Raw genomic sequence first — 17,216 nt, 5'->3', positions numbered from 1 at the left:
TTCACTGCCCCCGCCTGCGGCCGTAGGCGGGGGCGAACAGCACCAGCAGAGCCAGGTCCTCGGTGACGTCGACGAAGCGGTGTGGCTCGTGCGCCGGTACGAAGATCACCGACCCGGGCCCGACCTCGGCGTCGCCCGACGGCGTCGTGATGCGGGCCCGACCCGCGGTGACCACGTAGATCTCGTCCTCGGTGTGCGGCGACTGGTCGTCGACCCCACCCGCCGGAATGCAGTACGTCCCGACCGACAGGTCGTCGTTGGCGAAGTGCTCCGTCCAGTCGTTGGCCGACCCGGCGGCCGGCGCGCTCCAGCGCCCAGCGTTCTCGATCACCCGCATGGCCGACAGCGTAGGCGCCCCCGGCGGCCGCCCGCCCGACCGGGCTTCAGGCCTGCGGCATCCCGCGTTTCACGCCTGCGGTATCCGGGCGAAGGCCTGGTTCAGGCTGCGGCGCATCAGCCGGGAGGCGGGCCGTTCGAAGTAGCGGTGCACCACCCAGGCCAGCACGATGACGCCGGTGAAGACCAGGGCGACGATCAGCAGCGGCGGCAGTTCGCCCACCAGCAGCCGGAACGCGGTCCAGCCCGGATACTCGTGCAGCAGGTAGGTGGGGTAGGTCAGGGCGCCCAGCGTGGTGAGCCAGCGCCAGCGGGCCCAGCTGAACCAGCCGAGCGCGATGGCGGCGACCAGGGCGAACGCGCCGGTGATGATGAGCAGGGCGGGCCAGGTCGCCGCCGGCGTCGTGCCGCCCATCACCCGTACGTGCTCCGCCTGCTCTGGATACATCCGGTACACCGCGATGATCCAGTTGACGCCGAGGACGCCCCACAGCAGCGGGGACGGCCCGAACCGGTGGATCAGGTAGCAGACGATCCCGGCCACGAAGTACGGCGCGTAGTCGCGCATCACCAGCGTGTTCACCAGTGGCATCTTCAGGGCGGGCAGCAGCACCGCCGCCACGGTCCAGATCATGCAGAACCCGAGCACCCTGCGGTAGGTCAGGCCGCGCCACACCAGGACCGAGAACAGCAGGTAGAAGACGAGCTCGACCCAGAGCGTCCAGTAGAGGCCGTCCACGTGCGGGGCGCCCAGCGGCGTCTGCAGCATGGTCAGGTTCACCAGCACCTCGCGGGCCGTGCGCGGCTCGACGACGACCGGCCACAGCGTCACCACCGCGGTGATCAGGAGGACCGAGACCCAGTAGGCCGGGTAGAGCCGCGAGGCGCGCGAGACGAAGAAGTGCGACACCCCGCGCCCCCACGCCGACATGCAGATCACGAAACCGCTGATCAGGAAGAAGACCTGAACCCCGAGCCAGCCGTACGACGCGGGCTGGCTCAGCACCGGGAAGATCTCGGCCGGGCGCACGCCCCAGGCGCCGGTCTTGCGACCGAAGGCCAGATAGTGGTACGCGACCACCGACAGCGCGGCCAGCCAGCGCAGCCCGTCGAGCGCCCGCAACCGGTCACCACCGCCCTCCCGGCCGGGCCGCGCCGACTGCTCTGCCGGCGACCGGTGCTGGACCGGCCCGACGACGCGGGGAAGTTCGACGGTGGCATCGGCGGTGACGCCCGTGGCGGTGCTCATGAGCTGGGTTCCTTACGACCCGGGCGGCGGACCGTCCCGGTCTTGGTGCAGGGGTGTGCAGGAGCTGCCGGGCAGCGGCGGTCATGCTAATCCACGGCAGCCCCACCACCAAAGTCACGACCTGCCGGGTGCGGGCTGGGTGCAGTTTTCAGGGAAAGTGCACGAATCTGAGCTGATTTTCGGGCAGTTTTCGTGAAACTGCATCATCGACCGCCGCCGCCGCGGCGGGCGGGCTCAGGCCAGGCCGCGGTCGATGAGTTCGGTGGGCAGGACGATGGTGCGGGGGGCGGTGCGGTCGCCGTCGATGCGGGCGAACAGCAGCTGGGTGGCCTGCCGGGCCAGCTCGCGGGTGTCGTACGAGATGACCGTCAGCGGTCGAGGCATCAGGTGCGACAGCTCGAAGTCGTCGAACCCGACCAGACCGGCCGCGCTCCCCCGCCGCCACAGCTCCTGCACCGCGCCCACGGTGATGCGGTTGTTCAGCGCCAGGAAGGCCGTCGGCGGGTCGCGGCGCTCCAGCATCTCGGCGACCGCGGCCGCCGAGCCCGCGGGGTCGCGTACGCCGTCGCGGACCAGCGCCGGGTCGTCGCGTACCCCCGCCTCGGCCAGGGCCTCGCGCGCGCCCGCCAACCGTTCGCTCATGGTGTGCACGCCGGTGGAGTCGAGCAGGACGCCGACCCGCTGGTGTCCGGCCGCCAGCAGCCGGGCCATGCCCGCGCGGGCGCCGCCGCGGTTGTCCAGCAGCACCGCGTCGGCGGACAGCCCGATGCCGGGGCGGTCCAGGAACACGACCGGGATGCCCAGCTCCACCTGCGGGCGCAGGTAGCCGTGGTCGCCGTGGGTCGGCACGACGAGCAGGCCGTCGACGCGGCGCGAGCACAGGTCGCGCAGCAACTGCTCCTCGCGGGCCGGATCCTCCTCGGAGCTGGCCGACAGCAGCAGCGTGTCGCGCTCGCGGGCGATCTCGGCGGCGACATGGGCGATGGTGGAGTAGAACGGGTTGGCCAGTTCCTCGATCAGCAGGCCGATGGTGGCGCTGGCCCGGCCGGCGCGCAGCGCGCTGGCCATGTGGTTGCGCTGGAAGCCGAGTTCGGCGGCGACGGCGAGCACCCGGTCGGCCAGGGCCCGCTGCACGTGTGGCTCGCCGTTGATCACGCGGGACACGGTCTTGAGGCTGACGCCGGCCTGTTTCGCGACGTCGACCATGGTCGGGCGCCGTCCCGCCCGGCCCGCTCCGGTTCCGCTGTGAGTGGTCACGGCAGAAAACGGTACTCGGTAGTGGGCTTGTGGGTGTACGCGACCCGGACAACGTTGTCATACTCTGCTGGACAAGATTTCCTTCCAGGAGACTTCATGACTGACACCGCCGTTGACAGCGCCGATCCCTCGACGCTCGCCCTCGCCGTGGACATCGGCGGAACCAAGTTGGCCGCGGCCTTGATCGGAGCGGACGGGGTGGTGGTGCTGGCCGACCGCATCGCGACGCCGCAACCCGGCCCCGGGCCCGGCGCCGCCGAGCAGGTCTGGGCCGCCCTGGCCGACCTGGTCAAGCGCATGGTCGACGCGGCCGGGGACCGGCCCATCGTCGGCGTGGGCGCCAGCACCGCGGGCCCGTTCGACCTGGTCGGCGCGACCATCAGCCCCGTCAACATCCACGCCTGGCGGGGCTTTCCGCTGGTGGACCGGTTGCGCGAGGCGGTGCCGGGGGTGCCGGTGCGGCTGGCGGGCGACGGGGCGTGCGCGGCCATCGGCGAGCACTGGCGCGGCGCCGGGCGCGGCCACGACGACCTGCTGGTGCTGGTGGTCTCCACCGGCGTGGGCGGCGGGATGATCCACGGCGGGCGGCCGTTCCTGGGCGTCGGCGGCAACGCCGCCCACGTCGGCCACATGGTGGTCGACCTGGACGGCGAGCCGTGCCCGTGCGGCGGGCAGGGCTGCGTCGAGGCGCTGTCCAGCGGCCCGAGCATGGTCCGGTACGCGCTGCGCGAGGGCTGGCACGCGATCGGTGCGGGCACCGCCCGCGACCTGGCCGACGCGGCCCGCGCCGGGGACCCGGTGGCGGTCGCCGCCTACGAACGGGCGGGGCGGGCGCTGGCGGCCGGGATCGTGTCGGCGGCGGCAATGTGCGAGCTCAGCCAGGTGGTGATCGGCGGCGGCGTGGCCGAATCGGCCGATCTGCTGTTTCCGTCGCTGCGCGCCGGGCTGGACCACTTCGGCCGGATGGGCTTCCTGCGCGGCATCGGCCTGCAGACGGCCCAGCTCGGCGGCTCGGCAGGGCTCATCGGCGCGGCCGCGCTCATCCACGAGCGGGATACCTACTGGTCCTGACCAAGGCGGGGTCGCCGCACCAGGCGGCGACCCCGCGTTCAGCCCGCCGAGATCAGGAGTAGACCTCGACCTCGTAGATGCGGGCGGCGTTGTCGGTGGTGGACGTCGGCGCCGAGATGTTCAGCCGTACATAGCGGCCGGTGGCGCTGACCGCGTGCGTGGTGGTGCTGGCCGTGTTCCCGGTGACCGTGGCCACCGTGGTCCAGCTGCTGCCGTCGGACGACACCTGCAGGTTGAAGTCCTTGGTGTTCCAGGCCGTGTTCTCCCCGCCCGCCCCGGCGTGCCGGATGACGATCGAGCTGACCGGGAACGACCCGCCCAGGTCCACCTGCCAGAACTTGCTGGTGCCCAGTGAGCACCACTTGTCGGTGTTGCCCCCGGTCCAGGTGCCGTTGACGGCCTTGGCCGGGCCCTCGTTGGCGTTGCAGGACGAGTCGGCGGTGGCGGTCTTGTTCAGCGCCACGTTCACGGGGCCTGCGCCGGGGCCGTAGGCCTCGAACTCGTAGACGCGCGCGGCGCCGTTGCCGTCGTTGGCCGGGGTAGTGATGTTCAGCCGCAGGTAGCGCGCGCCGACCGTGCCGATCGGGTGGTACGTGCGGCTGGTGCGGTTGCCCGAGACCGTGGCCCGCGTGGTCCAGGTCGACCCGTCGGTGCTGGTCTGGATGTTGAACGCACCGGTGTTCCAGCCGCTCTGCTCACCGCCCAGCGCCGCGTGCTTGACCACGAACGACGACACGTTCTGCGTCGAGCCGAGGTCCACCTGGAGGAACTTGGTGGCGGCGCTGGTGCAGAACTTGCTGTTGTTGGTCAGCGAGCTGTCGACGGCCTTCTCCGGGCCTTCGGCGGTGCCGCAGGCGGCCGAACCGGTCGTCGCCTTGCCCGCGGCCAGGTTGGTGCCCAGGGCCGGGGCGGGCGCCGGGGCGCTCCAGCCGTCGTTGAACGACGGCGGCACGTCGGACGCGCCAGTGCCCCACGAGCTCGCGCTGGAGCCCATGGTGAACTGCAGCGTGGCCCCGGCCGCGACGTCCGGGTAGCGCAGGAAGTTCTTGCTGCTGGCGGTGCCGTTGCGGGAGAACGACTGGACGTACTGGTTGCCGCTGCCCGCGTTGGTGGCGTTGATCTGGATGTTGCCCGCCGAGCGCTGGATCAGGATCGACGGGAACAGCGGGCCGTGCAGGGCGAGCACGTCCGCGCCCGGGGTGGGCGGGTACATGCCCAGGGCGCCCCAGACGTACCAGGCCGAGGTGGCGCCGAGGTCGTCGTTGCCGGGCAGGCCGCCCGCGCCGGTGGTGAACGACTCGGTCATCACCCGGCGCACCGCCGAAGACGTGCCGGCCGGCTTCTGCGCGTAGTTGTACGCCCACGGCACGCTGTGCTCGGGCTCGTTGCCGATGTAGAAGTACGGCAGGCTCAGGCCACCGTTGAGCTGGGTGAAGTGGTGGTCCAGGCGCTGCGCGGCGGTCTGCGGGCCGCCCATCAGCGCGATCAGGCTGCCGTAGTTGTACGTGGTCATCCAGGTGTACTGCGCGGCGTTGCCCTCGGTGTAGCCCGACGGGCTGGCCGGGTCCAGCGGCCAGGTCCAGCTGTTGTCGGCGTTGCGCCGGTGGATGTACTGCGACTCTGGGCTGAACACGTTGGCCCACCACTGGGCCCGCTGCATGTACGTGTTGTACTTCGCCGTGTCCCCCATCGCCTGGGCGAACTGGGCCACCGCGAAGTCCGACGCCGAGTACTCCAGCGAGTCGGACGGGTCCTCGTCGATGAAGTGCTGGCTGGTGTACTCGCCCTGGCGGCCGCGGATGGCGCTGCCCTGGGCGGTGCCGCCGTTGGAGCTGTTGTTCATCAGGGTGAGCGCGGCGGCGGTGTCGAACGAGCGGGCGCCGAACGCGTACAGGCTGGCGACCACGATCGGGCCCGGGTCGCCGTTCATGATGAAGTCCTCCTGGTTCTGCTGCGACCACTTTGGCAGCAGGCCGCCCTGCTGGCCGTCGAGCACCATGGACTTGGCGATGTCACTGGCCTCGGTGGGCGCGATCAGCGCCACCAGGGCCGCCCAGGAGCGGTAGATGTCCCAGCCGGAGTAGTTCTGGTACACCGGGTGCGAGGCGCTGTGCACCGCGTTGTCGAAGCCGCGGTACTGCCCGTTGGTGTCGCTGGCGATGTTCGGGTTCTGCAGCACGTGGTAGAGCGCGGTGTAGAACTTCTGCAGGTCGGTGGCGCTGCCGCCGGTGGCCTGCACCCGGTTGAGGATGTTGTTCCACGCCGTGTCGGCCGCGGTGCGCACCGAGGCGAAGTCCCAGCCGAAGTTCTCCGCCGACAGGTTGGCCTGCGCGTTGGCGATGCTCACGAACGAGATCGCGGTCTTGACCTGCACCACCGCGTTGGAGCTGGTGTCGAAGGTCAGGTAGCCGCCGGTGTTGGTACCGCTGGTGGAGGTCGACCCGGCGGTGATGGTGCCGCCGTTCCAGGTGCCCACGCCGCTGGGGGCCCGGTCGAACGCCATCGCGAAGTAGATCTGGTACGTCTTCGACGAGCCGCAGAAGCCGCCCGCGGTGACCTGGCCGGTGACGTTCGAGCCGCTGATGCTGATCGAGCCGCTGCGGTTGCCGGTGGCGCTGCGGCTGGTGTTGATCAGCACGCGGGCGCTGGTGGTGGCCGGGTAGGTCACCTTCATCATGGTGGTACGGGTGGTGGCGGTCAGCTCCGCCGCGGTGTTGCCGTACGTCGACAGCACCGCCTTGTAGTACCCGGCCTGCGCGATCTCGCTGCCCTTGACCTGCGTGGCCTGGTAGTTGGTCCACGCGGTGCCGGGCGAGGTGCCCAGCGCGCCGGTGATCGGCAGGATGCCGATGTCCTCGTTGTTGGAGCAGCCCGCCCCGTTGAAGTGGGTGAGGCTGAACTCCTGGATCTGGCTGTCACTGAACCGGTAGCCCGACGGGGAGGCGGTCGGGGTGTCCGGGCTGAACTGCACCATGCCGAACGGCAGGACCGGGCCGGGGACGGTGCTGCCGCCCGCGCCGCCGCCGACCGGGTTCGGCGAGTTGCTGTCGTCGGTGCCGATGTACGGGTTGACGTACTGGGTGAGGTTGAGGTTCGCCGCGTGCGCGGGGGCGGCCACGGCGGTGGCGGCGGCGCTGGCGACGAGGCTCACGGCGGCGAGTAATGCCAGGCGCCGCAGGGGTTGCCGGGATCGGGACATGCCTGTTCTCCTCAGGGACGGAGACAACGTTGTCAACGTGCAAGGAACAGACAAGCCTCTTAACTGAAACATGTCAATACTTCGGACCAAGAATGCCGCGCGGCACCCTTCTGCTCCGCCCTCGGGCTTCACTACGCTGGTGCGATGTCCAGCGAGGCGTTGTACACCCGGGTCTTCGGCATCGTGATCGGCATCCTGCTGCTGGTGGTGGCCATCCGCTGGATGTTCGGCAAGAAGTGAGCCAGGCGGCTGCCCGCCCCCCATGACGTGCCGCGATGCGGCAGAATCCGGCGCGGCTTGCCGAACGACAACAGGAGTGGCCGTGTCCAGACTTCGCATCGCCGCCACCCTGGCGCTCGTGAGCCTGCTCGGGGCCTGCGGGCAGTCCGACGTCATCACCCCGGTCGGCGAAGCGTCCATTCACGCCCGCGTGGAAGCGCTGGGCGGTCCACCCGTCCTGGTGGATGCGACGACGGCCCTCTACGTCACCTACGGCTATTCGGGCGGATCCTCGGCCCCCGAGCCCTCGACGCACGTGGTGAACCTGACCAACGGCATCGGCCGGACGCTGGAGTTCGACTCCGACGACTGCCGCGCCCCGACCCTCTACGAAGTGACCGGATTCGTCGACGGTGACCTGGTCGGCATCGCCGGATGCGAAGGCGCGACCACCGAGACACTGGTCCGCATCGACCCGGTGGCCTCGAAGCTGTCCCACCTCGCCGCGCTCCCGTCGCTGCAGGCACTGTCACCACCGTCGCGCGACGACACCGGGGTACTCGTCTTCCGCGATCCCGACATCGGAGCCGTGGCGTGCCCCGCGTTGCGGATGTACGACGCCGGAAGCTGGATCCCCGTCGGCCCGCTGACCCCCACCGGCAAGTCGACGTGGGACGTGGAGCGGCTGCTCGGCGGGCCGTTGGGCTGCGCCAGGCACGGCTACGTGCCGGGCATCGCGGTGTCGGGCACGAAGGCATTCGTGGTGGCCGGCCAGTCGGATTCGGTATGCCGATCGGGCCCACCGCCGGAGCGACCGGGCGGTGGTTGCGGCGTGTACGAGGTCGATCTCAGTGCCCGAACGGTCAGCGAGCTCGCCACCGGGTTCGACAAGGTCTACAGCATCGGCGCGGCGGGACCGCGCGGCGTTCTGCTGGCGGCCCATCTCGGCAACCGGACGGGGCTCTGGCTGGTCGGCGGCCCTGATCGCACCGTGGAGTTTCTCGAGAGCGGCCAGTTCAGCAGCTTTTCCGTCACCCCCGGCGGCGAGGTGGTGGCAGCGGTCAGCGACAACGATGACGAGATCCGGATCGTCAAGATCACATTGCCGTAGTCGGGGGTTCTGTGCGATCGCCGATTCCGGTTGGATCGCGTGGAGCGGGGCCGGATTTGGTCGGCGGGCGTCACTTGCGGGTGCGAGCGGCGGATTCGGTGCTTCGGCTCGCATTCGGTGCTTCGGCTCGCCCGGAGAATGACCGTTGGCAGCGATCTTGCACGTTGTCGCCCTTGGCATGATCGCGGCTGGCGGTCGGAATCTCGGATTCGGCCTCTGAAGACGCCCGGAGAATGACCGGAGAAGGCGATCTTCGGGTGTCTGCGCCGCGATGATCGGTGTCGTCGGTCAGAACATCGGCTGGACCCTGCTGTTTTGACCACTGACAGCGATCTAGCGAACCGAACCGAGTCCAGGGAACTGCATACGGGGCTGTAAGGCTTACCTTCCACGATGTCAGGTTGGCTTGACTGTATGGAAGGGACGCTTTACCTTTGTGCCATGGCGAAACAGCAGGATCTAGTGACGCGTGCGGCCCGCCGCGCGGTCCTCATCGACGGCCTACCCGTGGCCGTTCTGGGCCCCGTCGCCCTGGCGCTGGGCAGCAATCCCGATCAGAGCGCCGCACAGAAGGCCTGGTGGATCGCGGCCACCACCGTGTTCGTGCTCTCGGTGGTCTGGATCCTGGTACGGGCGTTCCGGCGCGCGGACGAGTACCTGCGCAAGGTCCAGCTCGAGAGCATGGCCATCGCCTTCGCGGCAGTTCTCGTGGCACTGCAGGTGGCCACGGTGCTCGACGCCGCGCGCATCATCCAGCTGCACCAGCTCACCCAGTTGATCCTGCTCGGCGGGGTGGCGATCTGGCTCACGATCGCCGACCTGCGCACCCGCCTGCGCCGATGAGGGCGCCCCACCCATGAGGAACCGACTGCGCGAACTGCGAGCGGCCCGCCGGTGGAGCCAGGCCGATCTGGCCGACCGGTGCCGAGTCTCCCGACAGGCCATCAACGCCATCGAGACCGAGCGGTACGACCCCAGCCTGCCCCTGGCGTTCACCATCGCCGACGTCTTCGGCCTGACCATCGAGGAGATCTTCCAGCCCGACCGGACGGACACGACGGACGACCCGGCCCGATCCTGAACGCGCTCGCCTCCGACTCGGTGGATCCTGGCTGTTGGAGATTTCTTAGTGCTCGCCGTCCACCAGCGGACGGCCGGTGGACGACGGCTCGGCCGACGGGTCGACCGAAGGCTCGGGCGGGTCGAAGATCGCCAGCCGCTCCTCCATGGCGAAGTTCGTGATCAGCATGCCCAGCGGCGGGTTGCGCTGGCTCGACGCCTGCGCCGCGTTCACGTCCGGGGTGTTGGTGATGGTCACCATGATCAGCGTATGGCCGGTGAACAGCAGCACCGTCCACAGCTGCGCGTCGGTGCCCAGGTTGAAACCGGCCCGGCGGTCCGGCGGGTCGTCGCGCAGGCCGTACTGCTCGATCAGGCCGTCGCCGTCGGTGGTGCTGCTGAACCCGCACCAGGTCAGCCGCTGGCAGTGGCTCAGCCCCGGCACCATCGTCGTCGGCGCCACCGACACCGTCAGCGTGCCGTAGCCCGACGTGCCGACCAGCTGCAGGCTCACCGTCAGCGCCCCCGGCGCCAGCTCCGGATCGGACAGCGCCGCGAGCGGGCGCTTGTCGCCGCCGTCGGCCAGGCTGAGGTCCACCCGCCGCAGCCCCATCGGATTGAGCCTGGTCGCGATCAGATCGGCCATCAGACAGGCGAACTTCTCGGACCGATCCTTGTCCGCGGGCACCGGCTCGTCCTGCGGCAACGGCAGATCACCGGCGAGCGTCGCCAACCTGCCCACACCCCGCTCGCCCGCCTGCGGCGGCTGGGCCGGGGCCTCGCGGGTCAGCGACGGCAGCGGCGTCTCCGGCGGCGCCACATCCATGCAGCCCACCACCTCGGGCAGCGGTCCGCCGCCCGGATCGGGGCGCAGCACCACGATGCCGTACCCGATGCCCGCCGCCACCAGCACCGTGGTGACCGCGCTGAGCCAGCGCTCGCGGCGGCGCAGCCGCCACCCCGTCTCCATCAGCTCGGCCGAGGCCAGGCCGGACGGGGGCTCCGGGCCCTCCGGCGGCGCCCCCTCACCGAAGCGGCGCAGCGCGCGCAGCAGCGTACGCTGCGCGAACGCCTCCGGCGGCTCGTAGCCCAGCGACGGCCAGCGCCGGTACAGCCGCAGCAGGGTCCGCCGCACCAGTTGCTCCGCCAGAGCCCAGTCGCGGCACCTGGCGTACGCCTGGCGCCGCAGCGCCGGACCCAACGCCGCCGCGAACTCGGCGAACTCGCCCTCCCACGAACGCATCCCCATAGTCAACACAATGGATGCCCCCACGGGCATCCCCCTCCCACCCGCTTGGAAGATAAGGAAGGGCCCCTTCTTATCGGTTTGCGACGAAGAAGGGGCCCTGCCAAACCTCACTGCGGTCGCCGCTGGGGCGGCGGGGGTCAGGAGAGGGGTTTGGAGAGGTCGTAGATGGTCTGGGTGCCTACGGTCAGCGCGGTGTAGTGCTGCTGCACCCAGGTCGCGATCTCCGCGCTGCTGCCGCCCCGGCCGCCGAAACCGCCCTGGCCGCCACCGACGAAGTAGCCGATCCGGCCCTGCTGCGCCCACTGCTGGAACTGGGCCGGCGTCGGGGCCGGGTCGCCGGACCAGCCGCCCATGCCCAGCACCGACCTGCCGCTGGCCAGCTCCAGCGCCGCAGCGCTCTGCGCCCCGGAGACGGCCGCCGCCCAGGTCCGGTCACTGCCCTTGAGCAGCGCCACCAGCTCGGGGTCGGCCGGGGCCTCGCCGGGCACACCACCGCCGCGCATGCCGTCGAAGTCGCCACCCGGGAAGCCGAACCCGCCGTCGCCCCGTCCGGCGGTGCCCTGCCCCTGGCCCGACTGCCCGACCCCGCCCTGACCGGCCGGATTCTGACCGCTGGAGCCCTGGCCGGTCGCACCCTGAGCAGTGGTGCCCTGGCCGTTCGTGCCGTCATCCGGGTTCGTCCCGGGCAGGCCGGGCACGCCCTGGCCGTCCGGGCGGAAGCCGCCGGGGAAACCGCGCATGCCACCCGACCCGGCCGAGCTGACCGGTCCGGCGAGCGGGATGCTGCCGGTGTGCGGCGTGGTCGCCGTCTGCACCGCGTACGCGGCAGGTCCGGCCAGCATGCCCAGCGCCGCCGCCACCGCCCCTGCCAGCGCGAACCGGCCCGCCCGAGCCCCGCGCCACGGTGCGACCAACGCCAACGCCCCGCCCAGGCACAGCACCAGCACGACCGGCCGCAGCCACGTCTGCCAGTCCACCCGCCCGAGCAGCTCGTACGCCCACCAGCCGGTGACCGCCGCCGCCGCGGCCAGCCCCGCCCGCGCCACCCACCCGACCCACGGACCCGCCCCGGCGGCGGAGATCGCCGTCCTCGGCGGGCGATCGTCGGATGCGCCGCCGCCGACTCCGAAGGTGGCGTCTGCGGCGAGGTCCGGACCCGAGACACCGACCATCGTCGCCGGGCCGGCGGCCGGAGCGACCGCGCGCAGCCGCCACAGCAGAGCCGAGCCGCCGCCGACCAGGGCGCCGAGGGCCGGGGCGAGCGCCACCGTGTAGTACTCGTGCACGATGCCTTCCATCAGGCTGAACACCAGTACGTGCGGCACCAGCCAGGTGCCCCACAGGATCAGCCCGGCCCGCGCCGCGTCCACGCGTGGCCGCCGCCATGTCACCACCAACCCCGCCACCAGCAGGATCAGCGCGGCGGGCAGCAGCCAGGACGCCTGCGCCCCCATGGTGTCGTTGAAAAGCCTGGTCAGTCCGGCGTCGCCACCGAAGCCGCCGAACCCGCGCCCGCCGCCCGGCATCCCAGCACCGGACATCCCGCCCGGCATCCCCGCGGTCCCGCCGGACATCGCGCCGGTCAGGCCGCCGCGTTCGTTGCCGGTCAACCGGCCCAGCCCGTTGTAGCCGAGGGTGAGTTCCAGGATGGAGTTGTTCGTCGACCCGCCGATGTACGGCCGCGACCCGGCGGGCCACAGCTCCACCAGGGCCACCCACCAGCCCGCCGCCACGATCATCGCCCCGAAGGCGGCCAGCAGCTGCCACACCCGCCGCCAGAAGCGGGTCGGCGCGCAGATCAGATACACCAGCCCCAGCGCGGGCAGCACCAGCAGCGCCTGCAGCATCTTGGTGAGGTAGCCGAACCCGACCGCCGCCCCGGCCGCCACCAGCCACCAGGTGGAGGCGCGTGCCAGCGCCCGGGTCACCGCGTACGCCGCGAGCACGAGCAGCAGGGTCAGCAGCGCGTCGGGGTTGTCGAAGCGGAACATCAGCGCCGCCACCGGGGTCAGCGCCAGCACCGCCCCGGCGAGCAGCCCACCGGCCTCCCCGGCCCAGCGCCGCACCGCCGCGTACGTCAGCGCCACCGCACCGACCCCGCACAGCGCCTGCGGCACCAGGATGCTCCAGCTGGAGAAGCCGAAGATCCGGGCCGACAGCGCCATCAGCCACAGCGACGCGGGCGTCTTGTCGACGGTGATGAAGTTGCCCGCGTCCAGCGAGCCGAACAGCATCGCCTTGAGGTCCTGGGTGCCCGCCTGCACCGCGGCCGCGTAGTAGCTGTTCGCCCAGCCGGAGGCGGACAGGTCCCACAGGTACAGCGCGGCGGTGCCCAGCAGCAGCGCCAGCAGCGGCAGCCTGGGTCGCCAGGTCCGCGCGGGCGGGACGGGTTCGGTCGCCGTCGCGGGCACCGGGTCGGGCGCCGCGGCGAACAGGGCGACCGGGTCGGGTGTGGACATCAGTGTTCTCCCTTGAAGACCCACGACCGCAGCAGCGTGAACCGTAACAGCGTGGCCAGCAGATTTGCCGTCACCAGGACGGCGAGTTCGGCCGTACGCGTGGTCGCGCCGGCGAGTAGGTGCAGGGCGGCTAGCGCCCCGCTGGTGAGTAGCGCGCCCAGGACGAAGACGAGCAGGCCCTGCGCCTGGTGGCGCAGCGCGTCGGCGGCGCCGCGGATGCCGAAGGTGAGTCGCCGGTTGGCGGCGGTGTTGGCGACCGCCGTCAGCGCCAGCGCGGCCAGGTTCGCGCCCTGGGCGCCGAGGTACGGCCGGGCCAGCGCGTACAGCAGCAGGTAGGCCAGGGTGCTGACGACGCCGACGAGACCGAACCGGACCACCTGGCGCAGCAGCGAGCTCTCGGGTGGGGCCAGCGGGGCGCGGCCGAGTTCGGCGCGCAGCCGGGCCAGCGGCAGCGCCCCGGTGAGCAGGCTGCGGCCGAGCCGGGCGACGCCGCGCAGGTCGGCCAGGATCGTGGCGGCCAGGTCGACCCGGCTGTCGGGGTCGTCGACCCAGTCCACCGGCACCTCGTGGATGCGCGCGCCGCTGTTCTGGGCCAGCACCAGCAGTTCGGTGTCGAAGAACCAGCCGGTGTCCTCGACCAGCGGCAGCAGCTCGCGGGCGACGTCGGCGCGGATCGCCTTGAATCCGCACTGGGCGTCGCTGAACGACGCGGCCAGGGTGCCGCGCAGCAGCAGGTTGTAGCCGCGTGAGATGACCTCGCGCTTGGTGCCGCGCACCACCCGCGACTGCCGGGTGAGCCGGGTGCCGATGGCCAGATCCGAGTGGCCCGACAGCAGCGGCGCGATCAGCGGCGGCAGCGCGGCCAGGTCGGTGGACAGATCGACGTCGAGGTACGCCAGCACCGCCGCGTCCGAGTGCGACCAGACGTGCCGCAGCGCCCGCCCGCGTCCCTTCTGCTCCAGCCGTACGACGGTGACCTCGGCGAACTCGGCGGCCAGGGCCGAGGCGACAGCCGGGGTGGCGTCGGTGCTGGCGTTGTCGGCGATCGTGATCCGGAACCGGTAGGGCACCGTGGCGCGCAGGTAGTCGTGCAGGCGCCGCACGCTGGGGCCGAGGTCGGTCTGCTCGTTGTAGACGGGCACCACCACGTCGAGCACCGGCGTGGTGGGCGCTGGTGGGGAGTCGACGGTGGGCCGCTGTCCAGGCGGACCGCCGAGAGGAGCCACCAGCGAAGCAGTCTCGACGGGTGCGCGCCTGGTCGGGGTCGGTGCGGTCACGACACGGCTCCTTCGGTGAGGTCGTACACGGTGGCGCCGGAGACGGTCCGGGCGGTGAAGTTCTGCCCGACCCAGGCCGCGATCTGACTGCCCACGTCGCTGCCGCTGGTCGAGTTGAAGCCGCTGCCGCCGAGGAACCAGTGCACCCGGCCCTCGTTCACCCACTCCTGGAACTGGGCCGGCGACGGGGAGTTGTCGGTGCCGTTGAAGCCGCCGATCGCCAGCACGGCCCGGCCGGTGGCCAGCTGGTATCCGGCCGCGTTGTTGGCGCCGACGGTGGCGGCGATCCAGTCGTACCGGTCGGCGTCGGCCGTGAGCAGCGCCTGCAGCTCCGCGCTGGGAGTGGTGGCGTTGAGCAGGCCACCCATGCCGCCGCGCGTACCCCCGCCACCGAACCGCTGCCCGTCACCGGTCCCCTGACCCGGACCACCGGCCTGGCTCTGGTTTCCCGGAGCCTGACCGCCCTGGCCGGGCTGGCCTTGGCCGCCCGGACCGCCGCCGAACCCGCCCGGCATGCCGCCGCGGTTGCCGAAGCCCCCGGGACCCCCGCGCATGCCGCCGAAGGCACCGGCAACAGACGGGCCCGCGCTCGGGATGGCGCCGGTGTGCGCCGACGCGGCAGTCTGCACCGCGAACGCGGCCGGACCGGCCAGGCCGAGGGTGAGCGCGAGCACCGCGACGCCGCGCTGCGACCAGGCGGGCAGCAGGTGGGTGGCCAGCAGCGCGCACGCGGTGGCCAGGGCGCCGACCAGGATCAGCCAGCGCAGCCAGGGCACGAAGTCGGCGGCCTGGCCCAGCAGCGTGTACGCCCACCAGCCGGTCGCGGTCAGCACCGCCGCCGCCACCGCCACCGCCCAGGACCGGTCCCGCAGCCGCCACAGCAGCACCGCGCCCCCGCCGACCAGGGCGCCGATCGCCGGGGCCAGCGCGACGGTGTAGTACGCGTGGAAGATCCCGGCCATGAAGCTGAACACCAGACCGGTGACGAGCAGCCAGCCGCCCCACAGCACGAACCCGGCCCGGACCAGGTCGGTGCGCGGCCGTCGCCAGGTGACCGCGAGCCCGACCGCCAGCAGCGCCAGCGCCGCCGGGATCAGCCAGGCCGCCTGCCCGGCCAGGTCGCTGCCGAACAGTCGCAGCGCCCCGGTCTCGCCCCAGCCGCCCGCGCCGCCGACGCTGCCGACCTCCTCGCCGGTCAGCCGCCCGAACCCGTTGTAGCCCAGGGCCAGTTCCAGCACGCTGTCGTGCTGCGTGCCGCCGATGTACGGCCGCGACCCGGCTGGCCACAGCTCCACGACCAGCACCCACCAGCCCGCAGCGCCGATCATCGCGGCGGCGGCGACCAGCAGCTGCCCGCACCGCACCGCCAGCCGGGGCGGCCCGAACAGCAGGTAGACCAGCCCGAACGCGGGCAGCACCAGCAGCGCCTGCAGCATCTTGGCCAGGAACGCGAACCCGACCGCGGTGCCCGCCCAGGCCAGCCAGCGGGTCTGCCCGGACTCCAGCGCCCGGGTCACCGCGTACGCCCCGGCGACCAGCAGCAGCACCAGCAGCGCGTCGGGGTTGTTGAACCGGAACATCAGCACCGCGACGGGGGTGGTGGCCAGGACCGCCCCCGCGATCAGGCCCGCGGCCGGACCGGCGAACCGGCGCACGGTGGCGTACAGCAGCGCGGTGGCGCCGAGGCCGCACAGCGCCTGCGGCAGCAGGATCGCGTACGAGTTGACCCCGAACGCGCGCACCGACAGGCCCATCAGCCACAGCGCGGCCGGGGTCTTGTCGACGGTGATGAAGTTCGCCCCGTCCAGCGAGCCGAAGAAGAACGCCTTCCAGCTCTGCGACGCCGCCTGGGCCGCGGCCGAGTAGTACGGGTTGGCCCAGCCGGAACTGGACAGGCCCACCAGATACAGCAGCGCGGTGCCGAGCAGCAGCGCCGCGAGCGGGGCGTGCCGCAGCCACGAGCGGGGCGGCGGGGCGGCCGGGGGTGGGTCCGTGTCGGGCGCCGGGGCCGTGACTGGCGTCAGGGTGCTGGTCATGCCACCGAGCGTGACGACACCGCCTCGACGGCACGTCAGCCGAAGCTGGATGTCACCTCGGGATCACCTGCGGTCATGCTCGATGCAGGCGGAGGTCGGCGCGTGGGGCGGTCGCGGCGACCAGTCGCGCGTTCGCCTCGTCGCTGCGGAACACCCAGTCTCGGGCGGCCGCCTCGTCCAGGCCCTTGGCGCGCTGACGCGACAGCAGGCCGTCGACCCGCTCGGCGTCGTCGGCCGTCAGGTACACGGCCAGATCGAGCAGGTCGCGGACGCGGTCCCAGGGCGGGACGTCGAGCAGCAGGTAGTTGCCCTCGGTGATGACGATCTCGATCTCCGGCGGCACCGGCACCGCTCCGGCGACCGGTTCGTTCAGCACGTGGTCGAAGGTCGGCGCCCACACCGTCTCGTCGACGGTGTCGCGCAGGCGGCGCAGCAGCGCGGCGTACCCGGCGGCGTCGAAGGTGTCGGGGGCGCCCTTGCGGTCGGTCCGGCCCAGTCGGGCCAGCTCGGCGTTGGCCAGGTGGAAGCCGTCCATCGGCACCACCGTCGCCCGGCCCAGGTGCTGCGCGAGCAGCTGCGCCAGCGTCGACTTGCCCGCGCCGGGCGCGCCGGTGATCCCGACCAGCAGTCGGCCGGTTCGCGCGGCGCGCAACGCCTGAACCCGTGCCAGCAACGTGGTGAGCATCGAAGCCAG

The 17,216-nt window shown here is 72.0% G+C and carries 13 protein-coding genes; 4 read left to right on the top strand and 9 right to left on the bottom strand.

Going from position 1 to position 17,216, the window contains the following annotated elements; genetic code table 11:
• Position 1: 1 nt before the first annotated feature.
• From KUA19_RS31655 to KUA19_RS31645, 3 genes are all read right to left on the bottom strand, one after another.
• Positions 2–337, bottom strand: a complete 336-nt coding sequence (locus KUA19_RS31655; RefSeq protein WP_217401913.1) for a cupin domain-containing protein — start codon at positions 335–337, stop codon at positions 2–4.
• Positions 338–406: 69 nt separating this feature from the next.
• The gene (locus tag KUA19_RS31650; protein ID WP_217401911.1) at positions 407–1,585 is read right to left on the bottom strand and encodes an acyltransferase family protein; all 1,179 of its coding nucleotides are present in this window, start codon (positions 1,583–1,585) and stop codon (positions 407–409) included.
• A 234-nt stretch (positions 1,586–1,819) separates the two neighbouring features.
• A complete protein-coding gene (locus tag KUA19_RS31645) occupies positions 1,820–2,791 on the bottom strand; it encodes a LacI family DNA-binding transcriptional regulator (protein ID WP_217402053.1) in 972 nt (323 codons plus the stop codon).
• Between the two features lie 147 nt (positions 2,792–2,938).
• Here KUA19_RS31645 and KUA19_RS31640 point away from each other — a divergent pair, with 147 nt between their 5' ends.
• The gene (locus KUA19_RS31640; protein WP_217401909.1) at positions 2,939–3,913 is read left to right on the top strand and encodes an ROK family protein; all 975 of its coding nucleotides are present in this window, start codon (positions 2,939–2,941) and stop codon (positions 3,911–3,913) included.
• Positions 3,914–3,965: 52 nt separating this feature from the next.
• Here KUA19_RS31640 and KUA19_RS31635 read toward each other — a convergent pair whose 3' ends face one another.
• A complete protein-coding gene (locus KUA19_RS31635) occupies positions 3,966–7,112 on the bottom strand; it encodes a GH92 family glycosyl hydrolase (protein WP_217401907.1) in 3,147 nt (1,048 codons plus the stop codon).
• 322 nt (positions 7,113–7,434) lie between these two features.
• Here KUA19_RS31635 and KUA19_RS31630 point away from each other — a divergent pair, with 322 nt between their 5' ends.
• The 3 genes from KUA19_RS31630 to KUA19_RS31620 all read left to right on the top strand — a co-directional run bounded on the left by KUA19_RS31630 (position 7,435) and on the right by KUA19_RS31620 (position 9,523).
• Complete coding sequence (locus KUA19_RS31630; RefSeq protein WP_217401905.1) at positions 7,435–8,442, top strand: hypothetical protein; 1,008 nt, start codon at positions 7,435–7,437, stop codon at positions 8,440–8,442.
• 441 nt (positions 8,443–8,883) lie between these two features.
• Complete coding sequence (locus tag KUA19_RS31625; protein ID WP_217401903.1) at positions 8,884–9,285, top strand: hypothetical protein; 402 nt, start codon at positions 8,884–8,886, stop codon at positions 9,283–9,285.
• Positions 9,286–9,298: 13 nt separating this feature from the next.
• Complete coding sequence (locus tag KUA19_RS31620) at positions 9,299–9,523, top strand: helix-turn-helix transcriptional regulator (protein ID WP_217401901.1); 225 nt, start codon at positions 9,299–9,301, stop codon at positions 9,521–9,523.
• 45 nt (positions 9,524–9,568) lie between these two features.
• On the opposite strand, the gene KUA19_RS31615 is transcribed toward KUA19_RS31620, so the two are convergent.
• From KUA19_RS31615 to KUA19_RS31595, 5 genes are all read right to left on the bottom strand, one after another.
• The gene (locus KUA19_RS31615) at positions 9,569–10,744 is read right to left on the bottom strand and encodes a sigma factor (protein ID WP_217401899.1); all 1,176 of its coding nucleotides are present in this window, start codon (positions 10,742–10,744) and stop codon (positions 9,569–9,571) included.
• Between the two features lie 143 nt (positions 10,745–10,887).
• Positions 10,888–13,209, bottom strand: a complete 2,322-nt coding sequence (locus KUA19_RS31610) for a glycosyltransferase family 39 protein (RefSeq protein WP_217401897.1) — start codon at positions 13,207–13,209, stop codon at positions 10,888–10,890.
• Positions 13,209–14,435: a bifunctional glycosyltransferase family 2/GtrA family protein gene (locus KUA19_RS31605; RefSeq protein ID WP_308167766.1), complete on the bottom strand. Its 1,227-nt coding sequence runs from the start codon at positions 14,433–14,435 to the stop codon at positions 13,209–13,211. The genes KUA19_RS31610 and KUA19_RS31605 overlap by 1 nt, the downstream gene beginning before the upstream one ends.
• A gap of 47 nt (positions 14,436–14,482) precedes the next feature.
• Positions 14,483–16,522, bottom strand: a complete 2,040-nt coding sequence (locus KUA19_RS31600) for a glycosyltransferase family 39 protein (protein WP_217401895.1) — start codon at positions 16,520–16,522, stop codon at positions 14,483–14,485.
• Between the two features lie 73 nt (positions 16,523–16,595).
• Entirely contained in the window at positions 16,596–17,207 is a 612-nt protein-coding gene (locus KUA19_RS31595; protein WP_217401893.1) for a nucleoside/nucleotide kinase family protein, read from the bottom strand.
• Positions 17,208–17,216 lie beyond the last annotated feature (9 nt).

This window comes from Catellatospora tritici, from assembly GCF_019083965.1.
GTDB lineage: Bacteria > Actinomycetota > Actinomycetes > Mycobacteriales > Micromonosporaceae > Catellatospora > Catellatospora tritici.
Note: the sequence above shows the minus strand (reverse complement) of the source record. Positions and strands in the feature narration are given on the sequence as shown.